This is a genomic window from Quadrisphaera sp. INWT6, assembly GCF_015390235.1.
GTDB lineage: Bacteria > Actinomycetota > Actinomycetes > Actinomycetales > Quadrisphaeraceae > Quadrisphaera.
In genome coordinates this window covers 184,072-198,718 of the sequence record NZ_VUOH01000001.1, presented here as the reverse complement: position 1 = coordinate 198,718, position 14,647 = coordinate 184,072, and the positions used below count along the sequence as shown (strand labels likewise).

Genomic DNA, 14,647 nt, shown 5'->3' with positions numbered 1-14,647 from the left:
GAGGTCCCGCGCCGAGGCCCCTCGGACGGGCACGCTGGTGGGACGCCGGGTCTGCCGGCGTCCCGTGGGCAGCCGCGCCGCCCCGGGCGGAGCGAGCCGTGGAGCCTGGGATGCCGACCCGCCGCTCTCGGGCGCTCACCACGGGGCGCACCGCGGTGCCCGCCGTCGTGGCGGTCGTGGCGGGTCTGGCGCTGCTGGCCCCGCCGGCTCAGGCCCAGACCCTTGACACCAACGCCGCGGCGAGCCCGACGACGACGTCGGCCGCGACCCCCGACGGTGCGCTCATGACGGCCAGCGCCCCCGCGACCACCCCCACTGCCACCCCCACTGCCACCCCCACTGCCACCCCGGCGACGAGCACCGACGCCTCAGCGTCTGCTGCACCTACCGCGCCGCCGTCAGCGCTCCCGGTGGGCGAGACGCCGACGTCGTCGCCCACCGCCACCCCGGCACCGACCGGACCCACCCCACCGGCGAGCGGCACGCCGACGGCGACGCCGACCGGGACCCCCTCGCCGGGGACGTCGACGCCGACGGGGCTCCCCTCCGGCAGTCCCACGGCCTGCCCGACGGACACCCCCTCGACCCCTGCACCGCCGACCGCTGCGGCCCCCAGCAGCACGACGACGGCGTCGCCCGTCCCCTTCGACGCCCCCACCGCCTCCCCCGGGACCGCGGACGCGGGACCGACGCCCCCTGCGGCCGGCACCCCCACCGCCACTCCGACGGGAACGCGGGGGGCCTCCACCGCGACGCCGTCGTGCCCCGCGAGCGGTCCCACCCCCTCGTCGGGCGCGCTGCCGACGGGCGGCCCGGGCACCGCACCGCCGACCGGCAGCCCCTCGGCGACCTCACCGGCGACCTCGGGCCCCGCGCCCCGTCCCGTGGCCTCCGCAGCTCCGACCGCTCGGCGCGCGGTGGCCCTCCGAGCCGCCCGGACGGTGCGGACCGCAGCGGCCTCACCGGTCTCGGTGGCCGTCGCGGCGCTGACCGACCCAGCGGGGGTGCCCAGCCCCGCACCGACGGCGACGCTCCTCGTCGCCACCGACCCCGACCTCACCGCCGGCCCCGCCGTCGCGGACGGGGGCGGGGGCCCCGGCGCCCTCCTCCTGGGCGCCGCCCCGGTGCCGGTCAGCTCGCCGCAGGCCGCACCGGTGCCGACGGCCGTGGAGCCGGTCGCCTGGGTGCAGGAGGCCGCGGCGTGGGGGGCGCCCCTGGTGGTCGGGGGCGCGCTGCTGCTGGCGCTGACCGGTCCGTCGTGGCTGCGGCGGCTGCGGCGGAACCGCACATCGCTCTGACGACGGACCACCCGACGTCACCGCAGCCGAGGCGGCCCGGGGTCGGCGCCCCGTGATCGTCTGGCGACGGTCCCGGACTTCACGAACCAGGACGCATCGGGCACCATGAGCGGGCGTCGCCCCCCTGCGGCGCCCCAGCGGTGCGGGTCGGCGCCGACGACGACCCCGACGGGACACCGCCATGCTCGCCTGCCCCGGACGCCCCCGGTGACGCCCTCGGCGGCGCGGAGCGCCCGCGCCCTCGGAGCCGTCGGGCTGGCGGCCCTCGGGGTGCTCGGGATGCCGCTGGTCGCCCACGCCGACGAGCCGACGGCCACCACCTCGGCGAGCGCGTCGGAGACCTCCACCGGCAGCGCTACGCCCAGCAGCTCGTCGGCCGCTCCCCCGGAGGACACCGGGACGACGAGCGGGACGACGAGCGGGACGACGTCGAGCGCGGAACCCGCCCCCTCGACGCAGGCCCCCGAGCCCACCGCAGCGGACACGCCCACGAGCGCCCCCCTGGTCAGGCCCACCACCGCGCCCACCACCACGCCCGCGGTCACCCCCACGAGCGCCCTCGCGAGCAGCAGCCCGGCGGCGTCGCCCGCCCCGACCTCGTCGCAGCCGTCGGCCCCCACGACGTCGGAGCCCACGTCCTCGGAGCCCACGTCCTCGGCCCCCACCACGTCGGAGCCCTCCTCCGGGTCCTCGTCGCCTGCGGGCCCTCCGTCCGGGTCCTCGAGCGCGGGCGGCACGTCGTCGTCGAGCGCTCCCGACCGCGGGACCGCCGCTCCGGCCCCGGCGGTCTCCTCGGCGCCCTCGAGCAGCACGCCCTGGTGGAGCCCCTCGCCGGCCTGGACCGCCGCCCAGCCCCGAGCACCTCTCCGACCTGGGCGTTCGCGGCGCCCGCCGCGCCGTCGTCCTCGGCGTCCCTCACCAGCTCGGCCGCAGCGCTGCCGGGCGCGGGTGCAGCTGCCGCCCCGTCCGTGGCGGGGACCTCCACGGGCCTCGCCGCGGCCCCCTCGTCGACGACGACCAGCTCGACCATCGCGCAGGCCGGCGCCACTGGCTCGACATCCACCTCGGTGTCCACCTCGGCCTCCAGCGCCGCCCCCGTCGGCACGTCCAGCGCCTTCGCGACGTCGCGCCCCGCGTCAAGCGCGAGCGGCGTCCAGCTCCTGTCGGCGCAGGTCCCGAGCACGGCGTCCTCGCAGCAGCCCAGTCAGCTCGGCGACAGCCTCGCCCAGGCCAGCCTGGTCGGTGAGGTCGCGGCGGGGCCCCAGATGCAGACCAGCAGCGCGCTGGTCTCCTCCTCCGCGGCGTCCTCGAACGACGCGCTGCTGTTCACGGCCATGGCCGGCGCCGCCCTCGCACTGGTCGGGACGGCGTGGGAGGGGGCCCGCCGCCAGCGCGTGCGGGTCGCCACGGGCCGCACCCGCGGACGCCGCGCGCTGCGCTGACCCCCGCGGGCGGATCACGAGGCCGTCACAGAAGGACAGCGGACTTCCGTCTGCGCACGCGACGCGCGACCATGGCGGTGCACGGGTGGAGCGGTGAGCCGCCCCTGCACCGGAGGAGGGGACAGACCGTGGAGCACTGCCAGTCGACGATCGGCCCGCGCGCACGGACGGCGGCGGGTGTGCGGGGCCTCGGTGTCGCGACCCTGGTGGCCGCTGGGGTGCTCCTGGCCCCCGGCGCTGCGTCCGCGGCCACGGCCCCGTCGGGGGCGGCCTCCTTCGGCGCTCCCACCGGGTCGGGCTCCGAGGAGGCCCCGCAGGCGCGCGCCCAGGCGTTCGGCGCCCCCGGCTCCGAGGATGCGAGCCCCGTGGAGCCGTCGGCGGAGGCCCCCACCATCCGACCCACCCAGGCACCGGTCACCGCACCCAGCACCGCGCCGACCACCGCGCCCGCCCCGGAGCAGACGTCGGCACCGAGCACGGCACCGAGCACGGCCCCGGAGCCCAGCGCCCCGTCGAGCACCGCTCCGGCGGCGGAGCCGACGACCGCCCCGACCGGCGCTCTGGCCACGACCGCGCCTCCCGTCACCACGCCGACGGCAGCCGTCCCCGAGGTCACCGCCACCGAGCCCGCGGTGGTGGTCCCGGTCGTCCCCGCGACCACGCCGACCCCGCCGGTCGCCGTCCCCGCGACCACCGCACCGGCGGTCACCGCGCCGGCGCGCACCGCGGTCCGCTCCACCCCCCGGCCCACGCTGGAGCAGGTGGTGACCCGCGCCTCGGTGGTGCCCCTGTCCGATGCGGTCACCGTCCCCGACCTGGGCGCGACCGGCCAGCTCGCGCAGGCCGCTCCCCTGCCGGCGCTGCGCGCCGCTGACGCCGCCGCCGCGGGCGCCGAGGACGACCTGCGGGCTGCGGCGACGGCTGTCACCGCGACGTCGCCGACCTCCGCGCAGACCGCCGGTGACGTCGCGGCCGTGCTCGCGCCGCTGCTGGTCGGTGGTGCGCTGCTCGCGGGTGTCCTGGGCCTGTCGGCGCAGGAGCGCCGTCGCCGCCTCAGCCGCTGACCCACCTCCCGCGCAGCTGCGCCCCGCTCCCCGGGGGTCCGGGAGGCGGGGCGCAGCTGCGTCGAGGGTCGGCTCTCAGCGGGTCAGCGCGCCCCGCACGGAGGTCCAGCCGCGCAGCGCCTCGCGGACGTCGTCGCGGCGCTCCTCGGCCACGGCCTGCTCCCAGGCGCGGGTGAGCACGTCGTCCAGGGCCACGCGGGCCCCCGAGGCCGCCGACTCCACGGCCGCCTCGACCATCGCGAGGCTGAGCACGTTCTCGTGCACCTCGCTCTGCGGGGTGGTGCCGCTGCGCAGCGCGTCGACGAAGACCGCCAGCGCGCCGGCGATCCCGTCGTGCGGGAGCCGCGCCCCGGTCTCGGGCACAGCCGCGCCCTCGTCGGCGACGTCGACGGTCGGCTCGTGGTCGCCGTCCCACAGCGCGCTGCCCTTCTCGGCACCGCCGCGCCAGGAGCCGTTCCACGACGTCTCGGCACCCGGTGCGCACCAGGAGCCGTTGAAGACGTAGCGGGCGCCGCCGGTGAACTCGAACACCGCGGTGGCCGAGGCGTCGCCGGCGTACCAGCTCCACGAGGGGTTCCACGTCTCGCAACTCACCGAGACGGGCTCGGTGCCGAGGAGGAAGCGCGCCATGTCGAACTGGTGGATGGCCATGTCGACCAGCAGCGGGTGCGCCATCTCGTCGCGGAACCCGCCGAAGTGCGGGGCCTTGTAGAAGTCGGTCTGGAGCAGGCCGACAGCCCCGAGGCCGCGCAGCAGGTCGCGGTAGGCCCACAGCTGCGGGTTCCACCGGCGCGACTGGCTGACCATGAACAGCTCGCCGGTCACCTCGGCGGCCGCGACCAGCGACAGCGACTGCGCGAGGGTCGCCGCGCAGGGCTTCTCGCCCAGCACCGGCAGGCCCGCGAACAGCGCCGCCGTCGTCACGGGGTGGTGGGCGCCGGGCACCGTGATGTCGAGGACGGCGCGCGCGCCGGTCTCCCGGGCCAGCGCCACCGCGTCGGTGCCCACGGCCACGTCGGGGTGGCCGTGCTCGGCGAGGCGGTTGCGCGCGGCGTCGAGGTCGAGGTCGACCAGGCCGACCAGCTCGACGTCGGGCGACTGGGCGACCATGGAGATCCACGAGCCGCCCATGGCGCCCGCACCGACCTGGACGACCTTCACGGCATCGGCGTTCCCGGTGGAGCCGGCGCCGATCACGAACCCACCCGCGCGGACGGGTCGAGGGCGCCGGTGTAGTCGAAGCCCCGGTAGAAGTCCTCGGTGCTGTGGCGCAGGAGCACCGGCGTCTCGCGGCGGGGGGCGCAGCGTGACGGCCCACTCCACCGCGTTGGCGATGACCCGGCGGACGCCCGCGTGGAAGTACGTGGGGTAGTCCTGGTCGCCGGGGCGGAAGTAGAAGATCTTCCCGTGACCGCGCTTGTAGGTCATGCCCGAGCGGAAGACCTCGCCGCCGGTGAAGGTGGAGAGGAAGACCAGCTCGTCGGGGGCGGGCACGTCGAAGAACTCGCCGTACATCTCGTCCTCGTCGATGACCATCGGGTGCGGGACGCCCTGCGCGATGGGGTGCGTCGGGTCGACGGTCCACACCAGCTCGCGGTCGTGCTCGGAGCGCCAGCGCAGCGTGCACGTGGTGCCCATGAGCTTGGTGAAGATCTTCGACCAGTGGCCCGAGTGCAGGACGATCAGCCCCATGCCGTCGAGCACGTGGCGGTGCACCCGCTCGACCACCTCGTCGCTGACCTGGTCGTGGGCGGCGTGCCCCCACCAGGTGAGCACGTCGGTCTCGCGCAGGACCTCCTCGGACAGGCCGTGCTCGGCGTCGGCGTCGAGGGTGGCGGTGCGGACCACGGCCCGCTCCCCCAGCAGCTCCTCGATGCCCTCGGCCACCGCGCCGTGCATTCCGGTCGGGTAGCGCTCGGCCACCTCGGGCTCGTTGCGCTCGTGGACGTTCTCGCCCCACACGGTGACGCGGATGGCGCGGCCGGTGGCGGCGACGCTGGAGTCGGCACCGCGGTCGGGGCCGGTCACCGCGAAGCGGCGGCCGTCCTCCTCGCCGTGGTCACCGGTCTTCATCTCTGACATGGACGTGGGGCTCCCTGTGGTGGTCACTTGACGGCACCCCCGGTCACCCCGGCGGCGACGTACCGCTGGGCGACCAGGAGCAGGACGATGGCGGGCAGCGACGACAGGACGGCGGTGGCCATGATCGGCGACCAGTCGCTGACGTAGGTGCCGATGTACTGGTACAGGCCCAGGGTGACCGGGCGCACGTCCTCCGTGGTCGTGAGGGTGAGGGCGAACAGGAAGTCGCCCCAGGCGAAGAGGAACGTGAAGAGCCCGGCGGTGATGAGCGCGTTGCGGCTCATGGGCAGCACCACGGACACGAAGGCCCGCAGCTGGCCGGCGCCGTCGACGCGCGCCGCCTCGACGATCGACGGCGGGATGCTGCCCATGAAGGCGCGCATCACGATGATCGCGAACGGCACCCCCGCCGTCGAGTCGGCGAGGATCAGCCCGGGCAGCGAGTTGAGCAGCCCGATGTCGCTGAAGGCGCTGTAGAGGGCGTTCGCGACGACGATGCCCGGGATCATCTGCGTGATCAGCACGCCGAAGAGCACCCAGGTCGCCCACCGGATCTTGAACTGGGCCAGGGCGTACGCCGCCGGGGCCGCGATGATCAGGCTGAGGACGACGGAGCCCAGGCTCACCACCAGCGAGGTGACGAGGTTGCGGCCCTGGTCGTTGAACGCCTGCACGTACCCGTCGAGCGAGGGCGCAGCGGGGAACCACGGGGTGGCCACCGCCCCGCCGCCGCTCTGGAGGGACACGTTGACCATCCAGTACAGCGGGAACAGCATGAAGGCGATGATCACCACGCCGACCGCGGTGGAGATCCACCGGTGCGCGGCCGGCTTGGCAGCGTTCGTGACGGGCGCGCCGTCGTCGACCCCCTCGGCGGGGGCGGTGGAGATCGGCACAGCGCTCACTCGTCGACCGCCTTCCGGTTCAGGCGCAGGTACACCACGGCGAACAGCAGGGACAGCAGCACCAGCACGTTGCCGAGCGCGGCGCCCTGCCCGAAGTCGAACTCCTTGAAGGAGCGGACGTAGCTGAGGGTCGCGATGGTCTGCGTGGAGTTGGCGGGCCCGCCGTTGGTCAGGCCCAGGATGATGTCGAGCACCTTCAGTGTGTAGACCACGCCGAGCACGAGCACCACGGTGACCACCGGGCGCAACAGGGGCCAGGTGATGTGGCGGAACGCCCGCCAGCCGGTGGCGCCGTCCAGGGCGCCGGCCTCGTAGAGCTCCTCGGGGATCTCCTGCAGGCCGCCGTAGAGGATCGTGGCGTTGAAGGGGATGCCCAGCCAGATGTTCACGCCGATGACGGCGATCAGCGCCAGCGACGTGCTGGTCAGCCAGGCGGGGTTGCCGTCGACGAAGGGCAGCAGCTGCAGGGCGCGGTTGAGCGCGCCGTAGTCGGTGTCGAGGATCCAGCGCCACACCGCCGCGGAGGCGATGAGCGGAACGAGCCACGGCAGCAGCAGGAGCGCGCGCAGGACGTTGTTCAGCGGGAAGGAGCGCCGGAAGAACACCGCGATGGCCAGGCCGATGACGAACTGGCCCAGGATCGACCCGGCGGTGAACAGGACCGTGTTCAGCAGCGCCTTGTCGAACAGCGAGGAGCTCAGGACGGCGGCGTAGTTGTCCAGGCCGACGAAGGGCGCCTCACCGGTGAAGAAGGTCTTGGTCGTGTACGCCTGGAACCCCATGAGCAGGTTCTTGACCACGGGGTAGCCGAAGAACAGGACCAGGTAGACCAGGGCGGGGACGAGGAAGGCCAGCTCGGCGATGCGGGCCTTGGTGCGGGCGGACGACCGGCCGGGCCGGCCGCCCCGGGACGGCGGCTGGACGCCGCCCCGGGGCTGCCGAGCAGCCGCGTCGCTCGCGGACGCGAGCGTGCCCGCGTCTGCTCGTGTGCTCATCGGCTGACCGCTCAGCCGTTCTGCGCGTCGGCCAGGGCCTGCTCGGGGCTCTTGCCGCCGACCAGGGCCTCCTGCACCGCCGTGTAGATCTTCGTGGCGGCCGCAGGCCACTCCTCGCCGAGCTCGCCGGTGCGGGCGCGCAGGTCCGGGACCAGGTCGGCGAAGCCCTTCACGGCCGGGTTGGTCGCGCCGTACTGCTCGGCGATGGCCGTCTTGGTCGGGACCGTGTTGTTCTTCTCCGCCAGCAGCAGCTGGTTGTCGTCGGAGTTGATGCACTTGATGATCTCGGCGGCCTTGGCCTGCTTGTCGGCGTTGCCGGTCTCGGGCACGGTCCAGGTCTCGCCGCCCAGCGGCGAGACGGTGGGGGCGCCGGCGGTGGGCGCCGGGATCGGGACGACGCCGTAGTCGATGCCGCTCTCGGCCAGGCTCGGGAACTGCCAGGGGCCGTTGACCATCATCGCGGCGTTGCCGGCCTTGAACTGGTCGTTGACGTCGGCCTGGGTCCAGTTCACCGCGGACTGCGAGATGGAGCCGGCCTGGAACATGTCGACCCACAGCTGCAGGGCCTGTGCGGCCTCGGGGGTGTTGATGTCCTTCTCGTCGCCACCGGCCGACCAGAAGAAGGGCAGGAACTGCCAGGTGCCCTCGTAGGTGTTGATCGCCGAGAGCGCCAGGCCGTACTTGCCGTCCTTGGTGAGCGCCGCAGAGGCGGTCTTCAGCTCGTCCCAGGTGGTGGGGGGCTGGATGCCGGCGTCGGCGAGCAGCTGCTTGTTGTAGAAGAGCGCGATCGAGTTGGTGATCGGCTGCAGGCCGTAGAGCTTGCCGTCGTAGGTGCTCGCCTGGACGATGCCCTCGGCGTAGCCGTCGGTCGAGACGTCCCACTGCGACAGGTCGGCCAGGGCGCCGGAGGCGGCGATCTGCTGCAGGTCGGGGTTGTCGAGCATGAGGACGTCGGGCATCGTCTTCGACTGCGCCTGCTGGAGGACCTTGGAGATCAGGTCGGACCCGGGCACGTGGACGATGTTCAGCTCGACGCCGGCGGTCTCGGCGCAGGCGTTGTAGACGCCCTCCCAGACAGTCTTGCCCGGGTCGTCGTTGTAGTAGTCCTGGATCGTCAGGGTGCCGGCGTCGCCGCCGCTGCTGCCCTCGCTGGAGGAGCCGCCGCCGCAGGCGGCCAGGGTCAGGGGCAGCAGCAGCGCTGCCGAGGCCGCGAGGGTGGTCTTGAGGGCTCGACGTCGAGCCATGGGCCACATCCGTTTCTCCGCGTCATCGCGGTCCTTCGAGCGCTGTGCGCTCATCTCTGGTGACTTGCTGGTCCGTGGTGACCACGCCTGGTGGTCGATGCGTATCGATGATGGTCGGCGTTCCGCGGGCCCCCTCCCCGCGCAGGGTCAGGCCGCGGGCCGTCTGGCGGGCCGGGTGGTGTCGCGCCGCGTCACCCGCGGCGGCACGAGCTCGACGGCGCCATCCGGGACGGGCGCCCCGAGCTCGGGGTCGAGGAGCCGGAAGAGCGCCTCCACGGCCCGCCGCGACACGTCGCGGGGCTCCAGGGAGACGTTGGTCAGGGCGGGCTCGCTGGCCGCGGCCTCAGCGTCGGTGCAGACGCCGACGAGCGAGACGTCGGCGCCGGGCTCCAGCCCGCGGGCGCGCAGCGCGCGCAGCACCACGGGCAGGGCCTCGGTGTTCGGCACGAGGAGCCCGAGGCCCTCACCGCCGGCCACGCCGAGGACCGCGTCGAGGGCGGCGTCGATGCTGGCGCGGTCGACCTCCACCGGGGAGACCGGGTGGAGCGTCACGCCGAGCTCGGCGGCGCGACGCTCGGCACCGCCGATGAACCGGCTCACGTAGTTCAGGTCGCGCTGGGTGGTGACGGCGGAGTAGCCGAGCAGCGCGACGGCCGTGCAGCCGACGTCGACCAGCTCGTCGACGGCGAGGGCGGCCCCGTGGGCGAAGTCGAGGTCGATGCAGGGCAGGTCACCCGGCTCCTCCGGGACGCCGATGACGATGACGGGCACCCCGAGCCCGGCGGCGACGGCCAGGCGCTCGTCGCGGGCACCGACCTCCATGACGACGAGCGCGTCGACGATGCGCCGGCCGACCACGCGGGCCATGCCCTCGGCGCCCTCGTCGGCGGTGACGAGCAGCAGGTCGTGGTCGTGCTCGCGCAGGCCGCTGGCGATGGTCTCGACGAAGGGCAGGATCCCCTGCTGGTGGGTGGAGGCGCCGAACGGCGCCATGAGCCCGACGACGCGCGTGCGCTGCCCGGCCAGGGCCCGGGCCCCGGCGTTGGGGTGGAAGGTCAGCTGGGTCATCGCGTCCTCGACGCGGCGGCGGGTCTCCTCCGAGATCGGCCGCTTGCCGGTGAGGACGTACGAGACGGTGCTCTGGGAGACGCCGGCCAGCTTGGCGACGTCACGACTGGTGGGGACGGCCATGCCAGAGCACCTCCTTCGCTGCTCGTCGTCCGCTCGTCGTCGATACGGATCGATTGCGTGGAAGGTAGGACGCCCACCCCCCGCCGTGCAAGCCCCCGTGATGCAACCGTGACCTGCCCGACCCCCGGAGCGGCTGGCGCGGTCACCACCCCCCGGTGCCGGGGGCCCCCTTGAACGGCCCGACGACGTCGTCGGTGACCCACCCGGCGTAGAAGGAGCCCTCCTGGGGGCGGGCCACCTCGCCGTCGACCGAGCAGACCAGCCGCCCGGGGCGCAGCGAGAGCATCCCGGCGACCGCCTCGAAACCGCGCGAGGGCTGCTCGTAGCTCCAGGCGGCCGCCTCGAGCACCTCCCCCGCCGGGGTGACCACGTCCCAGTACGTCGCCCGGCCCTTGAACTCGCAGGTGGTCTGCGGGGCGGCGCTGGGACGCAGGCGCGCGGCGTCGACGTCCGCGCGCGGCAGGTACCACGTCGGGGGGTGGCTGGTCTCGAGCACGCGGACGGCGGACGACGTCGCCGCGAGCTCGCCCCCGCCGTCGTCGTCGGAGAACGCGACCACCACGCGCCGAGACGACGGGTCCACGGCCGGCGGGCGCGGGTAGTCCCAGACGGACTCCTGGCCGGGGCCTGCGGGCTCGGGGACGGGGCGGCTCGCGCGCGGGCTCATCCCGCGATGGTGCGGCGGCAGGCCCCGCGCTGCCAGACGACGCTGTCCGGCGCGCGAGGCCGCCGCCGCGGCTCGGGGGTGGTGGTGCGGGTCAGCCCTGGGCGAGGGCCGCGCGCAGGGCGCGGACCGGGCGCAGCGCGCGCGCCGGGGCCTCGGCGACGGTCTCTCCGCCGGCGCGGCGGGCGGCGAGCAGCTCGTCGGCCGCGACCAGCAGGGCGCCCCGGCGGGGGGCGCTCTCGGCCATCCGCGACTCCCAGACGCCCAGCGCCACGAGCCCGGCGACACCGGCGACGACGAGGACGAGGAGCGCGGCGGCGATCAGGATCACGAGGCAATCGTCGGCCGGTGCGAGCACCGGCAGGAACCGCTCGCGGCGTGTCGGGACCGTGTCGTGTCCACACCGTGACCGGTCGTGATCCGGCCGTGACAAGGCCCCCTCGGGGAGACCTCCCGGCGCTGGTAGGAGGCCCTGCTGGGGCCCTCCTTGGCTACCCGGGAGCGGACCGCGCCAAACGTGGTCCGTTGTCGGTGCGCAGACCCGCTGCGGTGGTCTCACAGGTCTTCCGGAGTCGGCCATGCTGTGGCCATGACCGCCACCACCGACGCCTCCCCCGCGCCGACCGACGCCGCTGCCACCGCAGCCCAGCGCGTCGGCGTGGTCGGCCTGGGGTACCTCGGCGCCGTCCACGCCGCCTGCATGGCCGAACTGGGCCACCACGTCGTCGGCTACGACATCGACCAGGCCAAGCTCGACGCCCTCAAGGAGGGCCGCGCCCCCTTCTTCGAGCCCGGCCTGCCCGAGCTGCTCACCCGCGTCTGCTCCGGCGAGGCCGACGGCGAGATCACCTTCACCACCGAGGTCGGCGACCTCAAGGCGTGCGACGTCGTCTTCGTCTGCGTCGGCACCCCCCAGCGCAAGGGCGAGCTCGCCGCCGACACCACCTACGTCCAGCGCGCCTTCGAGGCCCTGGCCGACGTGGTCAAGGGCCCGGCCTTGCTGGTGGGCAAGTCCACCGTCCCCGTCGGCACCGCCGCCCGCCTGGCCGACGTCCTCGCCGAGCGCGCCCCGCACCTCGAGCTGGCCTGGAACCCCGAGTTCCTGCGCGAGGGGCACGCCGTCACCGACACCCTCTCCCCCGACCGCTTCGTGCTGGGCACCACCAGCCCCCGCGCCGAGGCCCTGCTGCGCCGCGTCTACGCCCGCCCCATCGCCGCCGGCACCCCCGTGCTCATCGCCGACTACGCCACCGCCGAGCTGGTCAAGGTCGCCGCCAACGCCTTCCTGGCCACCAAGATCTCCTTTATCAACGCCATGGCCGAGGTCTGCGAGGCCGCCGGCGGCGACGTGAAGGTCCTGGCCGACGCCATCGGCCACGACGACCGCATCGGCCGCAAGTTCCTCAACGCCGGCGTCGGCTTCGGCGGCGGCTGCCTGCCGAAGGACATCCGCGCCTTCATGGCCCGCGCCGGCGAGCTCGGCGCCGACCAGGCCCTGACCTTCCTGCGCGAGGTCGACGGCATCAACATGCGCCGCCGCGCCAAGGTCGTCGACCTGGCCCGCGAGGCCTGCGGCGGCTCCTTCATCGGCCGCAAAGTCGCCGTGCTGGGCGCGGCGTTCAAGCCCCACAGCGACGACGTGCGCGACTCCCCCGCCATCTCCATCGCCGCTCAGGCCCGCCTGCAGGGCGCCGACGTCGTGGTGACCGACCCCGAGGCCGTCGCCAACGCCCAGCGCCTGTGGGGCGACCTGACGTACACCACCTCCACCGAGGAGGCCCTGTCCGGCGCCGACGTGGTGCTGCTGCTCACCGAGTGGCCCCAGTACGTCGGGCTCGACCCCGCCCACGTCGCCACCCTGGTGCGCGGCACGCAGGTCATCGACGGGCGCAACGTGCTCGACGCCGCCGCGTGGCGCGCCGCCGGGTTCACCTACCGCGCCCTGGGCCGCCCCAACGCCTGACGCCCCGTGCCGGTTCAGGTGTAGACGCGGACCCAGTCCACGTACAGGTCGGTGGTCTGGCCCGTCGCCGCGAGGTCGACGGGCCAGCCGCCGCCGGTGGCGAGGTCGAGCATGAAGAAGAACGGCTCGTCGGTGTGGCTGAGCTCGGCCAGCGACGCGACCCTCCGCCCGTCCACGAAGAAGTCGGCTCTCCCGTCCAGCACCCGCACCCCGTAGGTGTGCCACTCCGCGGCCCAGTCCAGCGGCTGCTCTCCGCACGCCTTCTGTCCGCCCTTGGCGGGCCCCCAGCTGTGGGTGGTGTGGCAGGTGGCGTCCGTGTCGTGGCCGTAGAGCTCGACGGCGTCGACCTCGGCCGCCGTCCCGTCGGCGCGGCCGGTGCCGCTGCTGCTGTTCAGCATCCAGAAGGCGGGCCACGCCCCAGGACCGGGGGCGCCGAGCATCCGCGCCTCGAAGTACCCGTGCTGGGCGCTGAACCCAGAGCCGCCGAAGCGCTGCGAAGACAGGATCCCGGCGGCGTGCTGCTGCCCCCACGTCTGCTGCGGCGCGAGCACCCCGATGGGCTGGGCCCGCACGCGCAGGTACCCACCGGGCAGGGTGGCGAGGGTGCCGGCGCCGCGGGCGGGGTCGGCGAAGAGCGCGTCGCCGAACTGCGAGCCGCCCCACGGCTCGGGCTTCACCGCGGCGTAGCGGGTGCCCCACCCCGACTCGCTGACCGACAGCGGGGCGTCGAAGTCGTCGGCGTACACCAGCGTCGTCCCCTGCGGCGGGCTCGACCCGGCGGGTGACGACGGCGTGGAGGCGGGCACCCCACCGCTGCGGAAGAGCTGCACGTACAGGGGCACCAGCTGCGGGCCGGCGGTGCCCGGGGCGGCCGTCACCTTGAGGGCGAACGGCCCCTGGGGCAGGCGGCGCACGTCGGCGGTCAGGACGGCGCGGCCGGAGGCGTCGGCGGTGGCCGTCGCGGCACGGCGCAGGGGCACCTGCCGCCCCGTGGTGCCCCGGGCGCCGCCGGTGACGGAGACCCAGGCCGTGAGGGCCGTGCCCGCCGGGGCGTTGACGACGACGGTCGCGGCGTCGCCGGTGCTCGACCCCGGCGTCGGGCAGGCCAGCGACAGACGGCCCGCGAGCGCTGGCGCGACGGACTGGGTGGGCGCGGTCGAGGTGGGGCAGGTCGCGGCCGCGGGGGTCGCGGCGTAGGTGGGCGAGCCTGCAGGGGCCGCCCACTGCGGCGGGGTGGAGCCGGCGTCGTAGGCGGTGAGCTCGCGCAGCGCGACGGGGGCGCTCCCGACCTGCCGCCGCAGCTCGAGCCGCACCGACGTCGTCGTGCGGGGGGTGAACGCGACGGTGGTGGGCATGCCGGCGCCCGCGGCGATGCCCGGGACGTCCACGGTCGAGCCGTCGGAGAAGCGCAGGACGCCGTAGAGGGCTGCGGCGGTCGACTGCGCGGGGTCGAAGGCGTCGGCCGAGGAACCGAACACCTGGACGCTCGCCGTGCGGCGCGCCGACGGGAACGTCAGCTGCACCCAGGGAGCGGTGTCGCTGGACGACGCCGACCACTCCGCCCCCAGCGCTCCGCGGGCGGGGTCGCCGTCGGCCAGAGCCGACGGGCTGCCGGAGGAGGCGGTGGCCGTCGCGCCCGCGGGGCCCGCGGCGAGGGCGGCGCTGTCGCCGGCCGTGAGGGGAGCGGCGAGCACGCCGGCGGCGAGCAGCGCGGCGAGCGCAGACCTCCTCATGGTCCGACCCTCGCCGAGGACCCGCCCCGTTCGCGGGAGGCGCGCCCGGCGCGTCGTCCGTCCTCG

At 75.1% G+C, this 14,647-nt stretch carries 13 protein-coding genes and 2 pseudogenes; 4 read left to right on the top strand and 11 right to left on the bottom strand.

Features of this window, described 5'->3' with window-relative positions:
- Positions 1–208 precede the first annotated feature (208 nt).
- A complete protein-coding gene (locus F1641_RS00840; RefSeq protein ID WP_194902613.1) occupies positions 209–1,045 on the bottom strand; it encodes a hypothetical protein in 837 nt (278 codons plus the stop codon).
- On the opposite strand from F1641_RS00840, the gene F1641_RS00835 reads away from it, so the two are divergent.
- Positions 1,005–1,298: a hypothetical protein gene (locus tag F1641_RS00835; RefSeq protein ID WP_194902612.1), complete on the top strand. Its 294-nt coding sequence runs from the start codon at positions 1,005–1,007 to the stop codon at positions 1,296–1,298. The two genes, F1641_RS00840 and F1641_RS00835, sit on opposite strands and share 41 nt — an antisense overlap.
- A 17-nt stretch (positions 1,299–1,315) precedes the next feature.
- Here F1641_RS00835 and F1641_RS00830 read toward each other — a convergent pair whose 3' ends face one another.
- The gene (locus tag F1641_RS00830) at positions 1,316–2,110 is read right to left on the bottom strand and encodes a hypothetical protein (RefSeq protein ID WP_194902611.1); all 795 of its coding nucleotides are present in this window, start codon (positions 2,108–2,110) and stop codon (positions 1,316–1,318) included.
- Positions 2,111–2,116: 6 nt separating this feature from the next.
- Between F1641_RS00830 and F1641_RS00825 the strand changes: the two genes are divergently transcribed.
- Both F1641_RS00825 and F1641_RS00820 read left to right on the top strand, forming a co-directional pair.
- Complete coding sequence (locus tag F1641_RS00825) at positions 2,117–2,740, top strand: hypothetical protein (RefSeq protein ID WP_194902610.1); 624 nt, start codon at positions 2,117–2,119, stop codon at positions 2,738–2,740.
- A gap of 128 nt (positions 2,741–2,868) precedes the next feature.
- On the top strand, positions 2,869–3,804 hold the full coding sequence (locus F1641_RS00820) for a hypothetical protein (protein WP_194902609.1): 936 nt from the start codon (positions 2,869–2,871) through the stop codon (positions 3,802–3,804).
- A gap of 75 nt (positions 3,805–3,879) precedes the next feature.
- Here F1641_RS00820 and F1641_RS23620 read toward each other — a convergent pair.
- From F1641_RS23620 to F1641_RS00780, 8 genes and pseudogenes are all read right to left on the bottom strand, one after another.
- Positions 3,880–4,950 (bottom strand): annotated as a pseudogene (locus tag F1641_RS23620) (Gfo/Idh/MocA family protein); the annotation flags it as partial.
- Positions 4,951–4,997: 47 nt separating this feature from the next.
- Positions 4,998–5,832, bottom strand: a pseudogene (locus F1641_RS23615) (ThuA domain-containing protein).
- A 77-nt stretch (positions 5,833–5,909) separates the two neighbouring features.
- Positions 5,910–6,662: a carbohydrate ABC transporter permease gene (locus F1641_RS00805; protein ID WP_194903257.1), complete on the bottom strand. Its 753-nt coding sequence runs from the start codon at positions 6,660–6,662 to the stop codon at positions 5,910–5,912.
- A gap of 125 nt (positions 6,663–6,787) precedes the next feature.
- Complete coding sequence (locus F1641_RS00800) at positions 6,788–7,786, bottom strand: carbohydrate ABC transporter permease (RefSeq protein ID WP_194902608.1); 999 nt, start codon at positions 7,784–7,786, stop codon at positions 6,788–6,790.
- Between the two features lie 11 nt (positions 7,787–7,797).
- Positions 7,798–9,030 carry a sugar ABC transporter substrate-binding protein gene (locus F1641_RS00795; RefSeq protein WP_194902607.1) on the bottom strand — a complete coding sequence of 411 codons (1,233 nt, stop codon included), beginning with the start codon at positions 9,028–9,030 and terminating at the stop codon, positions 7,798–7,800.
- A 147-nt stretch (positions 9,031–9,177) separates the two neighbouring features.
- Complete coding sequence (locus tag F1641_RS00790; protein ID WP_194902606.1) at positions 9,178–10,221, bottom strand: LacI family DNA-binding transcriptional regulator; 1,044 nt, start codon at positions 10,219–10,221, stop codon at positions 9,178–9,180.
- Positions 10,222–10,363: 142 nt separating this feature from the next.
- Positions 10,364–10,888, bottom strand: a complete 525-nt coding sequence (locus F1641_RS00785) for a DUF427 domain-containing protein (RefSeq protein WP_194902605.1) — start codon at positions 10,886–10,888, stop codon at positions 10,364–10,366.
- A 91-nt stretch (positions 10,889–10,979) separates the two neighbouring features.
- Positions 10,980–11,216 carry a hypothetical protein gene (locus F1641_RS00780; RefSeq protein WP_194902604.1) on the bottom strand — a complete coding sequence of 79 codons (237 nt, stop codon included), beginning with the start codon at positions 11,214–11,216 and terminating at the stop codon, positions 10,980–10,982.
- A gap of 258 nt (positions 11,217–11,474) precedes the next feature.
- Here F1641_RS00780 and F1641_RS00775 point away from each other — a divergent pair, with 258 nt between their 5' ends.
- Positions 11,475–12,848, top strand: coding sequence for a UDP-glucose/GDP-mannose dehydrogenase family protein (locus tag F1641_RS00775; RefSeq protein ID WP_194902603.1), 1,374 nt, complete (start codon positions 11,475–11,477; stop codon positions 12,846–12,848).
- A 14-nt stretch (positions 12,849–12,862) separates the two neighbouring features.
- Here F1641_RS00775 and F1641_RS00770 read toward each other — a convergent pair whose 3' ends face one another.
- Positions 12,863–14,581 (bottom strand): glycoside hydrolase family 16 protein, encoded by a 1,719-nt coding sequence (locus F1641_RS00770; RefSeq protein ID WP_194902602.1) that lies wholly within the window; start codon positions 14,579–14,581, stop codon positions 12,863–12,865.
- Positions 14,582–14,647 lie beyond the last annotated feature (66 nt).

Bases quoted from the DNA above. Each gene is read 5' to 3' on its own strand.
- F1641_RS00770 (WP_194902602.1), bottom strand. From the start codon at position 14,581: ATGAGGAGGTCTGCGCTCGCCGCGCTGCTCGCCGCCGGCGTGCTCGCC.
- F1641_RS00805 (WP_194903257.1), bottom strand. From the start codon at position 6,662: ATGCTGTTCCCGCTGTACTGGATGGTCAACGTGTCCCTCCAGAGCGGC.
- F1641_RS00775 (WP_194902603.1), top strand. From the start codon at position 11,475: ATGACCGCCACCACCGACGCCTCCCCCGCGCCGACCGACGCCGCTGCC.
- F1641_RS00785 (WP_194902605.1), bottom strand. From the start codon at position 10,888: ATGAGCCCGCGCGCGAGCCGCCCCGTCCCCGAGCCCGCAGGCCCCGGC.
- F1641_RS00800 (WP_194902608.1), bottom strand. From the start codon at position 7,786: ATGAGCACACGAGCAGACGCGGGCACGCTCGCGTCCGCGAGCGACGCG.
- F1641_RS00795 (WP_194902607.1), bottom strand. From the start codon at position 9,030: ATGGCTCGACGTCGAGCCCTCAAGACCACCCTCGCGGCCTCGGCAGCG.
- F1641_RS00790 (WP_194902606.1), bottom strand. From the start codon at position 10,221: ATGGCCGTCCCCACCAGTCGTGACGTCGCCAAGCTGGCCGGCGTCTCC.